The following is a 15,799-nucleotide window of genomic DNA, read 5'->3' on the forward strand; positions in this document are numbered from 1 at the left end:
GTCGAGTAGTTGCCGGACGGTGGCGCGGGCGTCACGGTAGGTCCGGTCGAGAATGCGAAAGGCGCCGTCACCGTCGTTGGCCTGCACGGCGTCGATGAGATGAGTGACGTGACTCCAGGTCGACAGTCCCTGCTCGACGGCGTTGGCGACCCACAGGTTCTTGTACGGCCGGCACGTATCCCACAGGCTTCGAACCAGTTTCGCGAGGACGTCGTTGTCACCGGCCGAGTAGAGGGCGTTGAGCAGATGCTCGTCCTGCGTGACGGCCTCGGCGATATCGCCCCGTTCGGAGGCAGCCTGCAGAAGCTGCCAATGGTGCTGCATCGTTGTGACGACATCCGCACCAGCGCGGAGGGCTCCCTGCCGAGCGCTTTCAGGCTCGAGCATGATGCGCACGTCGTAGACGTGTTCGAGTTCGTCGATGCTGAGCACCCGCACCGTCGCACCCTTGTAGGGCTCGATCACGATCAGTCCGGCCTCCTCGAGCCGACGGAACGCCTCGCGGACCGGCATGTCACTCGTTCCGACCATGGCGGCCACCTCACGGATGCGGAGTTGCTTACCCGGCTGCCAGTCCCCGTGAGCGATCCATCCCCGCAACGCTTCGTAGACCTGGTTCGCGAGCAGTGATGACGACACCCGATGCTGAAGCGCCGGCGTCGGCGTGTGAGCCGGGCCGGGCACGAACGGCGCGGTGGTGACCGCAGCCTTGGTCGGCGGCGGATTGGGGACGTCACTCATCTCGGGATCCTTCGTCCAAGGCGTGAACGGGTTCGGTTGGTGGTGCCGCTACACCCGGCGCCGGTAGGCGACGGCGTCGAACTCGACCTGAGTGCGGCCGCGGAAGCGGGAGACCTCGACCGTGGTGCGGGCCGGGGCGCCGTGCACGGTCACCACCGAGGTGTAGACCTCGTTCAGCTCGGGGAGCTTCTCGATATCGGAGACGTAGCCGTTGATCTTGACGACGGTGGACCAGTCGGCGCCGGCCGCGCGCAGCGACGTCTCGAGGTTCGTGAGCGCGGTGCGGACCTGGGTCCGGAAGTCCCCCGCGGTCGTGCCGTCCGCTTCGATCGGAAGTGCGCCGCTGGTCCACACCACGTCGCCGAGGGCGACGGCTGCGGAGTACGGAGCCGTGGGCGGCGTCGATTCTAAGCGGATGAGTTCCCGCTCGACGAGGCCGTCTGTGCTGGTCATGGATTTACCTCCGGGTGAGCATCGACAAACTTTGTGATCCGGTGTGATGCCGACCACCCTAACTTTGATCAAATGTCGAAGTCAAGAAGTTCGATCTTCTATCTTTGATCAAACTCTTCTTTAGGAGAATGCAACGGTTCGGGGGCCGTCAGGCACGGATCAGCGGTCGGCTTCCCCGGTCAGCATCGCCCGCAGCGAGTTCCGCGCCTGCACGTAGGACCCTCGCACGATCGCTTCGGCCTCGATGCCGTCATTGGCCCGAACCGCGGCGATCAATTCTGGTTTGTAATGCCAAATAGCCAGGTCACCGCGTTGGGCTCCATCGCTCACCCACAGCACCTTGTAGGGGCGGGTCTTGTCCCAGAGCCCACGGATGATGTCACGGAGGACGACGTTCCCACTGGCGGTGTACAGCGTGTCGAGAAGTTCTTCGTCGAGGCGGACCGCTTGGCTGACGTCGCCCACCCGCGCGGCCTCCTCGAGAGCCAGCCAGTAGTCCTGCATCCGATCGGCGACTGCGGGCGTCGCAACCAGTGCGCCCAGGCGGGCACTCTCCCCTTCGAGAAGAATGCGCACGTCGTAGGCCTGCTCGAGCTCCCCCACGTCCAGTCCGCGCACCCGGGAGCCCTTGTACGGTTCGTGGACCGCCAGTCCCGTTTCGAGCAGTCGCTTCACCGCCTCACGGACCGGCATGGCGCTCGTTCCCATCTTTTCCGCGAGTTCGCGGACGAGCAGGCGGTCGCCGGGGGCCAATTGTCCACTGACAATCCAGCCGCGCAACGTGTCGAAGACCTGATCGGCCAGCGGTGCGGCGACCACATTCACCTGCTGCTGCCCCCGAGCCGGGAAGCTCTGCAACGACGGCGAGCCGTTCTGGTCGGACAACTCGCTCCCGCCCTGCATAGACATGGCACGAGCTTACCCGGGGAGGTTCACGGGGCCGTTCTTCCCATGTGGGGCGAGGGCCCCGCCCTAGACTCGGGCCATGGGAAGGACCGACCGAGCCAGCCGGGTGATCGCGGCATCACCGACGACCGTGTACGACGCCCTGCTCGATCGGGAATCCGTCGAGGCCTGGTTGCCGCCGGAAGGCATGCGGGGTCGGATCGAGCGGTGGGACCCTCGGCCGGGTGGCGGGTTCCGGATGGTCCTCACCTACCTCGATCCCGCCGACAGCCCCGGCAAGAGTTCGGCTGCGACGGATGTCGTCGACGTGGGTTTTGCCGACCTGGTACCGCCGGAACGGGTGGTGCAGCAGGCGGTGTTCGAGGCCGACGACCCGTCGTACGCGGGCACCATGACGATGACGTGGAACCTCACCGCCACCGGTGACGGAACCGAGGTGACCGTCACCGCCACGGACGTGCCACCGGGCATCGACCAAGCGGATCACGAGGCGGGCATCGCGTCCTCGCTGGCCAACCTGGCGTCGTACGTCGAAGTCTCCGAATGACATTCGTTCCGGCCGAACGCGATCAGTTCATACCGACCTTCTCCACCATTACCCGGTGACCGTCGCTGCGCTGCGAGCGCGTTGGAGGGTGTCGACGGCGAGGGCGACGGATTCGCGCGGGCCGAGGGTGTAGTCCTCGTTCTCGATCGAGAGTGGTCCGGAGTAGCCCGCGTCCCGGAGCGCGTCGACGAACGCGGCCCAGAATTCAACTCCGCCCGGATGGCCGGTGCCGACCGCTACGTAGTTCCACGCCCGCTCCCCGGTGCGCTCGTTGGGTGTGGTCTCGAGCCGTGACGCGACGGCGGCACGATCTTCGATGCGGGTGTCCTTGGCGTGCACGTGGTGGATCGCACCGGTGAGCGCGCCGATCGCGGCGATGGGGTCGGCTCCCATCCACATCAGGTGGGAGGGATCGAAGTTCGCGCCGAGGGTGTCGCCGACGGCCTCACGCAGGCGCAGCAGTCCCGGCACGCTGTACACGAGTTGGTTGGCGTGCATCTCGATCGCCAGCCGGACCCCGCGCCGGCGGGCCTCGTCGGCGATCCGGCCCCAGTAGTCGACGGCGACCGACCACTGGTGGTCGAGGAGTTCCAGATTCTCCGGCGGCCACACCGTCGTGATCCAGGCCGGAAAGCGGTCGCCGGGTGCCGCCGGTAGACCCGACATCGCCACCACGGTGTCGATCTCGAACTCCTCGGCCAATTGCAGTGCGCTGCGCAGGATGTGGTCGTCGGCGGCACCGTTCACCGGGTGCAGCGGATTACCGGCGGCGTTGAGGGCCTCGAGTCGCAGACCGCGGGACGTGATGTCGCGCTGCAGCCCCGCCCGGGCGCCGGGGTCTCCGAGCAGTTCGGCCAGGTCTGCGTGCGGGGCGGGCGACCACCCGCCGTGGGGGCCGCCGAGACCGATCTCGACGGTCTCGATGCCGAGTTCGGCTGCGGTGTCGAGGGCTTCGGCGCGAGTCAGCGTCGACAGGCTGTCGGTGAGCAGGCCGACCTGCATGTCAGACTCCTTCGGGGGTGAGGCCGAACAGGCTCCGGCGACGGACGGGGGACGATTCGGGGACGTCGAGGTCCGCGAGACCGACGACGCCGCGGCGGTGCGTGGGGCCGTCGACGGGCAGCGGGAGACCGATGGTGGTGCCGAGCGCCGCGGACGTGTAAGCGGCGACGGTGGCTTCGAGGGTGCGCAGCGCGTCCCGTCCGGGTGCGGCCGGGGCCCGCCCGGAGTTCACGGCGTCGGCGAAGTCGACGACGGTGGCGTGCAGCGCCGCGGAGATCAGCGGGACGAGTTCCTGACCGGCGGGGACGTCGACGGTTTCGGTGCCGGTCTCCGTGGTGAGGGTCATCGATTCGAACGGCGCCCACGGCATGGTGCCCTCGTCGCGGTACCGCAGGACGAGGCGTCCCTTGCTGCCGGTGATCCGGATCCCGCCGGGGCCGTGGCCCCAGGCGATGTTGACCAGCGCCGCACGGTCCGCGGTTTCGAGGCGGCACAGGGCAAGTCCCTCGACCGCGTCGCCGGGTGTGGCCGCGTCGACGTACGCCGAAACCCGTTCGACGGGTTCGACGACGAGGTGCTCGGCGAGGTAGACCCCGTGCAGCATGTCCATCAGCACCCCGCCACCGGCGGCGGCCGGGTCGTGGCGCCACTGCGGACGGTATCCGGCGGCGCCGGGCGAGTCGACGACACCGAGCATGTCGACGACGACGTTGCTCACCTCGCCGATCGTCCCGGTGTCGATGAGTGTGCGGGCGGCGACGATCTCGGGGAAGAACAGGTAGTTGTGCACCACCCCGAGCACGACGCCGGCGGCGTCGGCCGCCTCGACCATGGCCGCGGCGTCGGCAGGGGTTGCAGCCAAGGGCTTTTCGCAGAGGACGTGCTTGCCGGCGGCAGCTGCGGCGACCACCAGGTCGCGGTGCAGGTGCTGCGGGGTGCACACGTCGACGACGTCGACGTCGTCGCGGGCGAGCAGTTCGAGGGCGTCCGCGTGCACCTGGTGCGGTTCGAGTCCGGTACTCGCACGGCCGAGTTCGAGCCGCTCGGGCGTCGGGTCGGCCAGCGCGGTGATGATGAACTGTTCCGGCGCGGCCTGGTAGGCGGGGACGTGGAAGTTCAGGGCGACGTTGCCGCATCCGACGATGCCGACGCGCAGCGGTATGGTCATTCGATCTCTCCTCAGGAGCGTGCCGTCAGCACGGAATCCGCGACGGACGGGGCGGGGGTGACGGGCCTGCCGAGTTCGGCGGCCCGGCGGACGGCGTCCACGACGGCCGCCTGATCGATCGCGTCGGCGCGGCCGAAGAGCGGGGTCTCGCCGTGGCGGATGGCGTGCGAGGCCGCGTCGAATTCGATGCGGTACGCGTCGGTGTTCTCCGGGTCCTCGGCGTGGGTCAGCGCGTACTTGTTTTCGGGGTCGACGTCCAGGCGGCGGGTGTGGCCGTCGACTTCGAGTTCGATGTAGCCGGGGCGGCACAGCCAGGGGTCGGGGACGGTGATCTTGCCCTTCGTGCCGATGACCTCGAGTTCGTCGCGGCGCGGGAAGTCCAGTGCGACATCGAGTTGAGCGAGGACGTCGTCGGGCATCTCCAGGGTGGCGGCCAGGCGCAGATCGCCGCCTTCGCCGCCGGGGGCGGTGTCGAGGACGCGGGCGGCGTGTACCCGGGTGGGGTGTCCGGCGAGCAGCCGGATCGCGCTGACGCAGTAGCAGCCCAGGTCCAGGGACGCTCCCCCGCCGAGGGCGGTGGTTCGCCGGATGTCCCCGGGCTCGACCGACACGGTCAACGCGGCGCGCACGTGCGCGAGGCGGCCGATCGCGCCGTCGGCGATCAGGCGCTGCACCAGCTGAGTCTGCGGGTGGTGCCGGTACATCAGGCCCTCGATGCACAACCGGTCGGCGGCGTCTGCGGCGTCGAAGCACCGCTCGGCGTCGGCGGCGGTGACCGCGAACGGCTTCTCGCACAACACGTGCTTGCCGGCCTCGAGCGCCTTGACGGTCCATTCGGTGTGCATCGAGATCGGCACCGGGATGTACACGGCCTCGACGTCGTCGCAGGCGAGCAGTTCCTCGTAGGAGCCGAAGCTGGTGGGAACGCCGATCTCATCGGCGTAGCGACGTGCCCGGCCGGCGTCGCGGCCGCCGACGGCGACCAGTTCCGCGTGCGGCGAGGACGCCATCGCGGCGGCGGCCACCCGGCCGATCCCCGCGGTCGAGAGCATTCCCCAGCGGACCGCGCTCATCGCCGTCCTCCCGCCGTGGTCGCGGCGGCCGCGTCGACGGCGACCGCACGCCGGGTCCGCAGACTCTCCTCGGCCGCGTCGGCCAGCACCAGTGCGGCGCGGCCGTCCTCGAAGCCGGGTTCGGGCGCCGAGTCGTCGAGAATCGACTGGACGAAGTGGTCGAGCTCTGCACGATAGGCCGGGGTGTAGCGGTCCAGGAAGAAGTCCAGGTAGGGGGCCGCGCTCTCGGTGCTCTGCACGGTGAACGCGCGCACCCCGTCCGGGCGCAGGTTGTCCACGGACAGCATCCCGAGCGACCCGAAGGCTTCGAGGCGCTGGTCGTAGCCGAACGTGCAGCGGCGGCTGTTGGTGATGTGGCACAGCGCCCCGTCGGCGCCGCGCAGCGTCACCACCGCCCCGTCGATGTCGCCGAGGTCGGCGATGTAGTCGGCGACCAGGTTGCTGCCCATCGCCGAGACCTCCACGACGTCACCGAGGAAGAACCGTGCCATGTCGAAGTCGTGGATCGTCATGTCGCGGAACAATCCCCCCGAGCCGGCGAGGTACGCGGCGGGAGACGGAGCCGGGTCCCGGCTGACGATGATCAGCTGCTCGAGCCGGCCGATCTCCCCGCCGGCCACCCGTTCGCGCACCGCGCGGAACGAGGGGTCGAAGCGGCGGTTGAATCCGACCATCACCCTCGATTCGGCAGCCCCGATGCGCGTGCGGCATTCGTCGACCCGCGCCAGGTCGAGGTCGATCGGCTTCTCGCACAGCACAGCCTTGCCTGCCTCCACCGCCCGGGCGAGCAGGTCGACGTGGGTCGGCGTGGGCGACGCGATGACCACCGCGTCGATGGCCGGGTCGGCGAGCACGGCGTCGACGTCGGAGCTGGGAACACCGCCGAACCGGTCGGCCACCTCACGGGCGGACGCCTCCACGGCGTCACAGACCCGGGTGAGTTCGGCCCGCGGATGCAGCGCGATCGACTCGGCGTGGACGCGTCCGATGCGCCCGCATCCGATAAGGGCGAAGTGCATGGAATTCTCCTACTTAGATCGTTCTAAACGGCGTAGTTCTCACAGTATGTGTGGGTTGGGTCTCACCCGTCAAGAGGAAATTTAGATCGTTCTATACTGGAGCCGCTGCGGCGGGAAATTCCTGCCGCGGACAGCGCTGGGAGGTTTCATGCCGGTACCGACGCCCGAGACGCAGTCCGGTTCGGCGCAGGCCCGCGCCGAACGACGGCCGACGCTGGTCGATGTCGCCAAGCGTGCGGGCGTCTCACGCGCCACCGCGTCGCTGGTCATCCGGGACGCACCGGGCCCGAGCGCCGCATCGCGCGAGCGGGTGCGCGCCGCCGCGGCGGAACTCGGGTACCGCCCCGACGTCGCCGCGCAGGCCCTGCGGCGCAGGCAGAGTCGCCTGCTCGGGGTGATGTTCAGCGCGCACGACCCCTTCCACGCCGACCTGATCGAGAACATCTACGCCGCCACCGAGGACGCCGGTTACAACGTCGTGCTCAGTGCCGTCGTCCCCAGCCGGGACGAGCACCGCGCGTTCGACGCGCTCACCGCGTCCCGGTGCGCGGCGGTGATCCTCCTCGGCGCCAGCGAGGCCGGCGCCACCGACTTCGGCAGCCAACTGCCGGTGGTCGAGATCGGTCGCCCCCCGAAGGGAACGCAGTTCGACGCCGTGCACACCGCGGACGACGAGGGCGCGCGCCTGGCGGTCGACCACCTCGTGTCTCTGGGCCACCGCGACATCGTGCACATCGACGGCGGTGACCGCCCCGGCGCCGCCGAGCGGCGGGCCGGCTACCTCGAGGCGATGCGCTCCCACGGACTCGAACAGCAGGCGCAGGTCCTGCCCGGCGACTACACCGAACAGTCCGGGTCCGCGGCCGCACGCACCCTCCTCGACGGCGGTGAACTGCCGACCGCCGTGGTCGCGGGCAACGACCAGTGCGCGGTCGGCGTACTCGACGAACTGCGCCGATCGGGCGTCGACGTCCCCGGGCAGGTGTCGATCGTCGGGTACGACGACAGCCGCCTCGCCCGTCTCGCGCACGTCGATCTGACCACCGTCCGCCAGGACGCCGAGCAACTCGTCCGGCTCGCGGTCACCAGCGTCGTCGAACGTCTCGACGGCGGAAGGGAAGTCGATCCCGCACCCCGCGTCTTCTCGCTGTCCCCGCACCTGGTGGTTCGGGGATCCACCGCCCCCGCCCGTCTCACGCGTACTGACGGCTGAACCGTTCCTCGAGCTCCTCGAGGGACGTGCCGCGCGTTTCGGGAACCGCGCGGGCCACGAACCAGATCGCGCCGACCCCCAGGACTGCGAACGCGAAGAAGGTGTTGGCGATGCCCAGCGCCTGCACGACCGGCGGAAATGCCCACGCCACCACGGCATTGGCGATCCACAGCGCGAACACGCTGACGCCGATGGCCAGACTTCTGATCTTCAGCGGGAAGATCTCCGACAGGATGACCCACACCAGCGGACCGATCGTGGCCTGCATCGAGAACACGAACAGCACGACGAACGTGAGGATCAGGTACGACTTGGCGTCACCGTCGGGCAGGAGTCGCGCCGAGAGACCGACCAGCAGATGAAAACTCGTGGTGGCGACGAAACCGGCGATCAGCATCTTCCGGCGGTCGATCTTGTTCATCAGCAGCAGGCCGATGGTCATGCCGATCACACTGAACAGGCCGTTGAAGGTATTGGCGATGATCGCCGAACTGGCCGAAAACCCTGCATCACTGAGCAGCTGGGTGCCGTAGTACATGATCGAATTGATCCCGGTGAACTGCTGGGCGATACCCAGACCCGCCCCGATCAACACAAGCCGACGAATCCACCGCACGCCCAGATCGATCGCGCCGGCGGTCTTCGCCTGCTCCTCCTCGGCGGCCAGCCGGTGCACCTCGCCCATCTCCGCCTCGGCGCGCTCGGGAGACCGGATCTGCCGCAGCACTGCGAGGGCGTCGCCTTCGCGGCCCTGAGAGACCAGCCAACGGGGACTTTCCGGCATCCGCAGCATGCCGACGAACAAGGCAATGGCGGGCAGGACCGCCACCAGGAGCATCACACGCCAGATGCCCTGCACGCTCTCACCCCAGACGTTGAAGATGATCGCGTTGACCACGAACGCTGCGAACTGGCCGACCACGACCATCACCTCGTTGCGACACACGATTCCGCCGCGCCGCTCAGTCGGGGCGACCTCGGCGAGGTAGACCGGAACGGTGGCCGACGCGCCGCCGACGGCCAAGCCGAGAATGAACCGAAAGAGAGCAAAAATTTGCCACGACGGTGCCAGCACACACCCGAGCGTCCCGATGACGAAGACGATCGCGAGCACCAAGATGTTGTGGCGTCGCCCGTAGCGGTCCGAGAGATAGCCCCCAGTCAGGGCGCCGAAGGCGGCGCCGATGATCAGGATGCTCACCACGAACCCCTCGGTGAACGAGGACAACCCGAGATCTTCTTTCAAGGGGGCGAGCGCGCCGTTGATGACGCCGGTGTCGTACCCGAAAAGCAGGCCACCGAACGTCGCGACGACGACCACGAGGCCGAGGCGACGCGAGTGCAGTCCGGGACGATCCGCCGGGAGCGCAGACGTCGGGGCAGGGGTATTAGCTGTTGAGCGCATGAAACTGTCTCCTATCGCCGGGATCCCTGCGCAGGGCGCGGCCGATCCCGCGGGTCGTCGCATCCGAGACGCGACCACCACGTAAGGCCAGTGAGTGAGATCGTTCCAAGTTCCCAGCACATCGGGCTTAGAACGATCTAAGTTGCAGGGCAATATTCCGCGAAGATGTGACGCATGTCAAGCCCGAGCGACCGCGGCGATGCAATTTTGCACATCCCCCTTGCAGGTTCGGTGATTCCGCGATCGTCCCCGCGCGGGCACACTCGACACCGTTCCCGGCGGAGAGCGACGCACAGCGGCCCGCTTCCCGGGATTCACCCACGACCTGTTGTTCGGATCGATGCCCCGTGCGTGAAACGTCGGCAACCACAAGGAGTACAGATGAGCAAGATCGCTTTCCTCGGGCTCGGAAACATGGGCCTGGGCATGGCCACGAATCTGACGCGGGGCGGCCACACGGTCGTCGGATTCGATCCCTCCCCGGCAGCGGCGGAGAAGGCTCGCACACACGGAATCGCCTCCGCTGACAGCGTTGTCGCCGCCGCCGAGGATGCCGACGTGATCATCACGATGTTGCCCAGCGGCAAGCACGTGCTCGACGTCTACGCCGACCTGGTCCCGGCCGCGCGGCCGGGAACCCTGTTCCTCGACTGCTCGACGATCGACGTCGCCGACGCGCGGGCCGCCGCCGAACTCGCCGTCGCCGCCGGGCACAGTGCCGTGGACGCCCCCGTCTCCGGCGGCACCGTCGGTGCGGACGGCGGAACCCTCACGTTCATGGTCGGCGGTCCGGCCGAGGCGGTGGACCGGGCTGCCACGTTCCTCGATGCCATGGGGTCCCGCATCGTCCGATGCGGCGACGCCGGAGCCGGTCAGGCCGCGAAGATCTGCAACAACATGATCCTGGGGATCTCCATGATCGCCGTCAGCGAAGCTTTCGCGCTGGGCGCCAAGCTGGGCCTGACCGACCAGGCACTGTTCGATGTCTCGTCGACCGCGTCCGGTCAGTGCTGGGCGCTGACGACCAACTGCCCGGTCCCCGGTCCGGTGCCGACCAGCCCCGCCAACCGCGACTACGCCGGCGGATTCGGGAGTGCGTTGATGCTCAAGGATCTTCGCCTCGCGCAGGCCGCCGCAACCGACAACGGGGTGGACACTTCGCTCGGACGGCGCGCGACCGAACTGTACGAACAGTTCGTCGCTCAGGACGGCCCGGGCCGTGACTTCTCCGCGATCGTGACGGCGATCCGTTCCGGCGCTCTCGACGCGCAGGCATAACCGTCGTAATCCCCGCTCGACGCGAAAGGAATTCGTTGTGCGCATCATTCTGACAGGACCGCCGGGAGCGGGTAAAGGAACTCAGGCGCAGTCGCTTTCGTCGACGCTGCAACTCCCTCACATCTCGACCGGCGATCTGTTCCGTAGCCACATCGCGCAGGGCACGGAACTGGGCCAGCGAGCGAAGTCGTTCCTCGATGCGGGCGAACTGGTGCCGGACGAGGTCACCATCGGGATGGTGGTGGAGCGACTCGCCGACGACGACACGACCGCCGGGTTCATTCTGGACGGCTTCCCCCGCACCGTGGCTCAGGCGATCGCCCTCGACGAATTCCTGGGCGAGCAGCTGATCCAGATCAACGCTGTTCTGGATTTTTCGATTGCGGACGATGCCGTCGTCGGGCGGATGCTGGCCCGCGGACGCGCCGACGACACCGAGGACGTCATCCGTCGACGTCTGCGCGTCTATCACGACGAAACCCGCCCGCTGCTCGATTACTACTCGGCACTGCTGCTGTCGGTCGATGCGGACGGTGACGTCGACGACGTCTACACCCACGCGATCGACGCGCTGTCCGAGCGCGGAAGCGTCGCTCCATCCACCTAGCACTTTCCCTGCACCCCGGCAGACCTAACCGTATTTCAAGGAGATTCCGACATGACCTCCACACAGCCCACACTCGCTGATCTCCAGATTCCCGAAGCCCGGGACTATCCCATGTTCGTCGACGGCAGTTGGGTGGAAGCCCGCTCCGGCGAATGGCGAGACGTGACGACCCCGATCCTGCGTGAGCACGTGATCGGCCGCGTCCCGTCCTCGAGCGCCGAGGACGTCGATCGGGCGGTCCGCGCGGCGAACAAGGCGTTCCCGCAGTGGCGTTCCCAGCACTTCACCGCACGAGCGCGAATCCTGGCAAAGATCGCCGACGCCATCGATGCCCGCTCCGAGGAACTCGCACGCCTCACCGCCCTCGACACCGGCAACGCGCTGCGCACCCAGGCCCGCCCCGAGGTCACCACCCTGGCGAACCTGTTCCGCTACTTCGCCGGCGTCGCCGGTGAGATCAAGGGCACCGTGCTGCCCGCAGGCGACGACCAGCTGCAGTACTCCCGGCAGGAACCGCTCGGTGTCATCGGCGCCATCCTGCCCTGGAACTCCCCGCTGATGATCGCCGGCTTCAAGATCCCCGCGGCCCTCGTCGCCGGCAACACCGTCGTCGTCAAGGCCGCCGAAGCCGCACCGCTCAGCGTCCTGCTGCTCGCCGAGATCTGCGCCGAATACCTGCCCGCCGGTGTCCTCAACGTCATCACCGGATCCGGGTCGGTGGCGGGTGAGGCGCTCGTGCAGCACCCGGACGTCCACAAGGTGTCGTTCACCGGTTCCACCGAGGTCGGCCGCCACGTGGCCCGCGAAGCCGGTGGCCGCCTGGCCCACGTCTCCCTCGAACTCGGCGGCAAGAACCCCTCCATCGTCTTCCCCGACGTCGACGTCGACGACGACTTCGTCAACCAGCTGCTGCTCTCCACCCGGGTGCACCGGCAGGGCCAGAGCTGCACCGCCGGATCCCGGCTGTTCCTGCACCAGGACATCTACGATCAGGTCCTCGACCGACTCGTCACCACCCTCGCCTCCCTGAAAGTCGGTAACCCGCTGGACGAGGCGACGGACATGGGCGCCATCATCAACGACAAGCAGTTCGCGTCGGTGAACGGGTTCCTCGAGGACGGCCTGAGCTCGACGAAGGTCTCCACCGTCCTCGACGGTTCCCCCGACACGATCGGCAACACCGACGGCTACTACATGGGCCCGACCGTCTTCTCCGGCGCCGACAACACCTGGCGACTGTCGCGGGAAGAGATCTTCGGACCCGCCCTGGTCGCGATCCCGTGGAACGACCACGCCGACGTCGTCGCGATGGCCAACGACTCGCACTACGGTCTGGCCGCGTACGTGTGGACGCACAACCTCGACCTGGCCCTGTCCACGGCCCACGCCCTCGAAACCGGGTGGGTGCAGGTCAACCAGGGTGGCGGCCAGATGATCGGCCAGTCGTACGGCGGATACAAGCAGAGCGGCCTCGGCCGCGAGGTGTCCCTCGAGGGCATGATCGCCGGGTTCACCCAGACCAAGCAGGTCAACGTGCGCCTGCGCACATTCTGAGGAGGGAACGCATCATGACTGTCGGACCTCTGAACGACATCCTCGTCCTCGACGTCTCCCGGGCACTGGCCGGGCCGATCGCCGCGATGATGCTCGGCGACCTCGGCGCCCGCGTGATCAAGGTCGAAGCCCCGGGCACCGGCGACGACTCCCGCACCTGGGGGCCGCCGTTCGTCGGGCCGCAGGACGACCCGCAGTCGTCGTACTTCATGTCGGCGAACCGGAACAAGGAATCGATCGTGCTGGATCTGAAATCCGAGCACGGCAAGGACGCGCTGCGTCGGCTGATCCGGCGGGCGGACGTGCTGATCGAGAACCTGCGGCCCGGCGCCTTCGACCGCCTCGGGTTCTCGCCGGAGGTGCTCGAAGAGCTCAACTCACGGCTGATCACGTTGTCGATCACCGGGTTCGGGCACGACGGCCCGGAGGGATCCCGGGCGGGCTACGACCAGATCGCCCAGGGCGAGGCCGGACTCATGTCGGTGACCGGTGATCCCGACGGGGAACCGACGCGGATCGGTGTGCCGATGGCGGACGTGCTCGCGGGTGTCCACGGGACTGCCGGGGTGTCGGCGGCGCTGGCGGCCCGGGAGAAGACCGGCAAGGGCATGGTGGTCCGGACGTCGCTGTTGGCCGCCGCGGTCAGCGCGCACACCTTCCAGGGCACCAAGTGGACCGTCGGCGGCCAGGTCGCGCAGCGGTCCGGCAATCACCATCCGCAGATCGCCCCGTACGGCAGTTTCCGCTGCGCGGACGGCTATGTGCAGATCGCGGTCGGCAGCGAGGCGATCTGGGCGAAGTTCGCCCCGGTCGCCGGTCTGTCGGCCGACGATCCGCGGTTCGCGGTCAACCGTGACCGGGTCGCGGCCCGGGATGCACTGATCGCCGCGATCGAGGCCGACTTCGCCGGCCGTACCCGGGTCGACGTGCTCGCCGCGCTCGAGGCCGCGGGTGTTCCCGCGGGATCGATCCGGACGATCGACGAGGTGTACGAGTGGGAGCAGACCCGCAGCCAGGGACTGCTACTCGAGGTCGAGCACCCGGTGGTGGGACCCGTGCAGTTGCCCGGGCCGTCCCTGCGGATGGAAACGGCCGGCGGCGACTCGCTGGTGCGCGCCGAGCATGCAGCACCACCGGTGCTCGGGCAGCACACCGAACAGATCCTCGACTGGCTCGACTCGGTGGACGCCGCCGATCCGCTCGACACCATGGTGCCGGCGCAGGCGTGACGCCGACCGGCGGAACTACAGGGTCGGGACCAGTTCGTCTCGACGACTGAGCGCCTCTTCCTGGATCGCTTGCCGGACAGCCTGTACCGCAGGATTGGTCAGGCTTTCGCGGCGAGCGGCCAGGGAGAAGGCGAGGCGGACATCGACGGCGTCGGGCAGGATCCGGCGCAGATCGGCGTGCTGGTCGGCCATGAACGCAGGCAGCAGTCCGATGCCGCCGCCGGACCGGGTGGCCGCGACGTGAGCGAAGATGTTGGTGGACATGAATTTTGCCGCAACCCCGGGCAGATGCCGGTTCAAGTCGAGGTCCCCGACCTGCAGCAGGGAGTCGACGAAGAAGACCAGCGGGTGCGCCGTCAGCTCTTCTATGCTGCCGGGTTCACCGTGGTCGCGGAAATACTGTTCGCTGCCGTACAACCCGAGCGAGTACTGGCACACGCGTTCGGAGACCAGCCGACTGGTGATCGGTGTCCCCACCGCGACGGCCAGGTCGAACCCCGATTGATAGAGATTGAGTTGCCGTGTATCGGTGACCAATTCGACGACGAGATGCGGATGATTCATTCTCAGCTTGGCCAGCGCCGGAGCGACGAACAACGAGCCGAATCCGTCCGGGGCGGTGATCCGGACCGTTCCGCGGAGTGGATTCTCACTGATTCCGAGGACCACGTCCGCAGCTTCCTGAACGGCTTCCTCGATCTGTTGCGCCTTCTCCGCGATCGATCGGCCGACATCGGTCAACTCCCACCCGTCGGCACTGCGCTGCAGCAGTCGGACGCCGAGGACCTTCTCGAGCGCGCGCACTCGCCTCGAGACGGTGGTGTGATCGACGCCCAGGTCCATCGCCGCGGATTGGCGGCGACCGGTACGCGCCACGGCGAGCAGGTACCGCAGGTCATCCGAGCGAATGTTGCGTACGTCGATCATGGCCGGCCCTCCGACATTTCGGCGGCAGCGGTCGATGCCCGCCGGGTTGCGGTGAGTAGCTGTTGCAGACCCTCGTGGAGACGGTGCATGTCCTGCGGGTCCGCGAGAGCGACGCCGTCGAGGGCCCGGCTCGCCGAGGCCCCCACCGCGAGGCCCTTGTCGGTGACCGTGACGAGGGTCGAGCGACGATCGGAGCGATTGATCGTCCGCACGCACAGCCCTGCCTCTTCGAGGCCGTCGACGAGCGTTCCGATGGTGGTCGGGTGCCGGTCCAGGGCACGGACGATGCGCACCATGGGCAGCGGGCCGTTCGCGGCGACCATCATCGCCAGGACCTCGTACCGGGCGAAGGACAGGCCGAGTGGGCGCAACGTGGAGTTGAGGTGATGGGTGATCAGCTTCTGCGTCTGCAGGACGGCGGCGATCAGCGCCGTGGCCGGCGCGACGGAATCGGCACCGGGCGCCGGGTGGGGTGGTTGCGTAGTGGCCACCGGTAGCCTCCTCGTGGTTCGTACTCGGGCATCCAATGAACGACCACTTTCGGGTCACATCCCACTGGCAATTTACATGGATATCCAACTATAGTACTTCCAACTACCCGAACCTGAAAGGGTCGATTTGTATGTTCACCTTGACCGATGACGAGCGGGCGATCAGTGACACGGCCCGTGATTTCG

Annotated in this window: 16 protein-coding genes; 6 read left to right on the forward strand and 10 right to left on the reverse strand. The window is 68.0% G+C overall.

Annotation, left to right across the window (positions count from 1 at the left end; genetic code table 11):
* From P3H15_RS50475 to P3H15_RS50485, 3 genes are all read right to left on the reverse strand, one after another.
* A partial coding sequence (locus P3H15_RS50475) for a GntR family transcriptional regulator (protein ID WP_276144227.1) occupies nucleotides 1-741 on the reverse strand: 741 nt, incomplete at its 3' end.
* A gap of 48 nt (nucleotides 742-789) precedes the next feature.
* Nucleotides 790-1,194, reverse strand: a complete 405-nt coding sequence (locus tag P3H15_RS50480; protein ID WP_276144228.1) for a RidA family protein — start codon at nucleotides 1,192-1,194, stop codon at nucleotides 790-792.
* A gap of 159 nt (nucleotides 1,195-1,353) precedes the next feature.
* Nucleotides 1,354-2,103: a GntR family transcriptional regulator gene (locus P3H15_RS50485; protein WP_276144229.1), complete on the reverse strand. Its 750-nt coding sequence runs from the start codon at nucleotides 2,101-2,103 to the stop codon at nucleotides 1,354-1,356.
* 76 nt (nucleotides 2,104-2,179) lie between these two features.
* Here P3H15_RS50485 and P3H15_RS50490 point away from each other — a divergent pair, with 76 nt between their 5' ends.
* A complete protein-coding gene (locus P3H15_RS50490) occupies nucleotides 2,180-2,647 on the forward strand; it encodes an SRPBCC family protein (RefSeq protein ID WP_276144230.1) in 468 nt (155 codons plus the stop codon).
* A 48-nt stretch (nucleotides 2,648-2,695) separates the two neighbouring features.
* Here the strand turns inward: P3H15_RS50490 and P3H15_RS50495 are convergent, their stop codons facing one another.
* The 4 genes from P3H15_RS50495 to iolG are packed head-to-tail and all read right to left on the reverse strand — an operon-like array spanning nucleotide 2,696 to nucleotide 6,909.
* On the reverse strand, nucleotides 2,696-3,649 hold the full coding sequence (locus P3H15_RS50495; RefSeq protein ID WP_276144231.1) for a sugar phosphate isomerase/epimerase: 954 nt from the start codon (nucleotides 3,647-3,649) through the stop codon (nucleotides 2,696-2,698).
* 1 nt (nucleotide 3,650) lies between these two features.
* Nucleotides 3,651-4,817: a Gfo/Idh/MocA family protein gene (locus P3H15_RS50500; RefSeq protein ID WP_276144232.1), complete on the reverse strand. Its 1,167-nt coding sequence runs from the start codon at nucleotides 4,815-4,817 to the stop codon at nucleotides 3,651-3,653.
* Nucleotides 4,818-4,828: 11 nt separating this feature from the next.
* Nucleotides 4,829-5,890 (reverse strand): Gfo/Idh/MocA family protein, encoded by a 1,062-nt coding sequence (locus tag P3H15_RS50505; RefSeq protein ID WP_276144233.1) that lies wholly within the window; start codon nucleotides 5,888-5,890, stop codon nucleotides 4,829-4,831.
* Complete coding sequence (iolG, locus tag P3H15_RS50510; RefSeq protein ID WP_276144234.1) at nucleotides 5,887-6,909, reverse strand: inositol 2-dehydrogenase; 1,023 nt, start codon at nucleotides 6,907-6,909, stop codon at nucleotides 5,887-5,889. The genes P3H15_RS50505 and iolG overlap by 4 nt, the downstream gene beginning before the upstream one ends.
* A 148-nt stretch (nucleotides 6,910-7,057) precedes the next feature.
* On the opposite strand from iolG, the gene P3H15_RS50515 reads away from it, so the two are divergent.
* Nucleotides 7,058-8,122 carry a LacI family DNA-binding transcriptional regulator gene (locus tag P3H15_RS50515; RefSeq protein ID WP_276144235.1) on the forward strand — a complete coding sequence of 355 codons (1,065 nt, stop codon included), beginning with the start codon at nucleotides 7,058-7,060 and terminating at the stop codon, nucleotides 8,120-8,122.
* On the opposite strand, the gene P3H15_RS50520 is transcribed toward P3H15_RS50515, so the two are convergent.
* Nucleotides 8,103-9,527, reverse strand: a complete 1,425-nt coding sequence (locus tag P3H15_RS50520; protein WP_276144236.1) for a sugar porter family MFS transporter — start codon at nucleotides 9,525-9,527, stop codon at nucleotides 8,103-8,105. The two genes, P3H15_RS50515 and P3H15_RS50520, sit on opposite strands and share 20 nt — an antisense overlap.
* Before the next feature lie 174 nt (nucleotides 9,528-9,701).
* Here P3H15_RS50520 and mmsB point away from each other — a divergent pair, with 174 nt between their 5' ends.
* The 4 genes from mmsB to P3H15_RS50540 are packed head-to-tail and all read left to right on the forward strand — an operon-like array spanning nucleotide 9,702 to nucleotide 14,195.
* Nucleotides 9,702-10,805: a 3-hydroxyisobutyrate dehydrogenase gene (gene mmsB / locus P3H15_RS50525; protein ID WP_346348885.1), complete on the forward strand. Its 1,104-nt coding sequence runs from the start codon at nucleotides 9,702-9,704 to the stop codon at nucleotides 10,803-10,805.
* A 37-nt stretch (nucleotides 10,806-10,842) separates the two neighbouring features.
* Nucleotides 10,843-11,412, forward strand: a complete 570-nt coding sequence (locus tag P3H15_RS50530) for an adenylate kinase (protein ID WP_276144238.1) — start codon at nucleotides 10,843-10,845, stop codon at nucleotides 11,410-11,412.
* Between the two features lie 51 nt (nucleotides 11,413-11,463).
* Nucleotides 11,464-12,966 (forward strand): aldehyde dehydrogenase family protein, encoded by a 1,503-nt coding sequence (locus P3H15_RS50535; RefSeq protein WP_276144239.1) that lies wholly within the window; start codon nucleotides 11,464-11,466, stop codon nucleotides 12,964-12,966.
* A 14-nt stretch (nucleotides 12,967-12,980) separates the two neighbouring features.
* Nucleotides 12,981-14,195, forward strand: coding sequence for a CaiB/BaiF CoA-transferase family protein (locus P3H15_RS50540; RefSeq protein ID WP_276144240.1), 1,215 nt, complete (start codon nucleotides 12,981-12,983; stop codon nucleotides 14,193-14,195).
* Nucleotides 14,196-14,210: 15 nt separating this feature from the next.
* Here the strand turns inward: P3H15_RS50540 and P3H15_RS50545 are convergent, their stop codons facing one another.
* Both P3H15_RS50545 and P3H15_RS50550 read right to left on the reverse strand, forming a co-directional pair.
* A complete protein-coding gene (locus P3H15_RS50545; RefSeq protein WP_276144241.1) occupies nucleotides 14,211-15,122 on the reverse strand; it encodes a LysR family transcriptional regulator in 912 nt (303 codons plus the stop codon).
* Complete coding sequence (locus P3H15_RS50550) at nucleotides 15,119-15,613, reverse strand: MarR family winged helix-turn-helix transcriptional regulator (RefSeq protein WP_276144242.1); 495 nt, start codon at nucleotides 15,611-15,613, stop codon at nucleotides 15,119-15,121. The genes P3H15_RS50545 and P3H15_RS50550 overlap by 4 nt, the downstream gene beginning before the upstream one ends.
* Nucleotides 15,614-15,799: the final 186 nt, after the last annotated feature.

It is taken from the genome of Rhodococcus sp. T2V (genome assembly GCF_029269925.1).
GTDB lineage: Bacteria > Actinomycetota > Actinomycetes > Mycobacteriales > Mycobacteriaceae > Rhodococcus_F > Rhodococcus_F koreensis.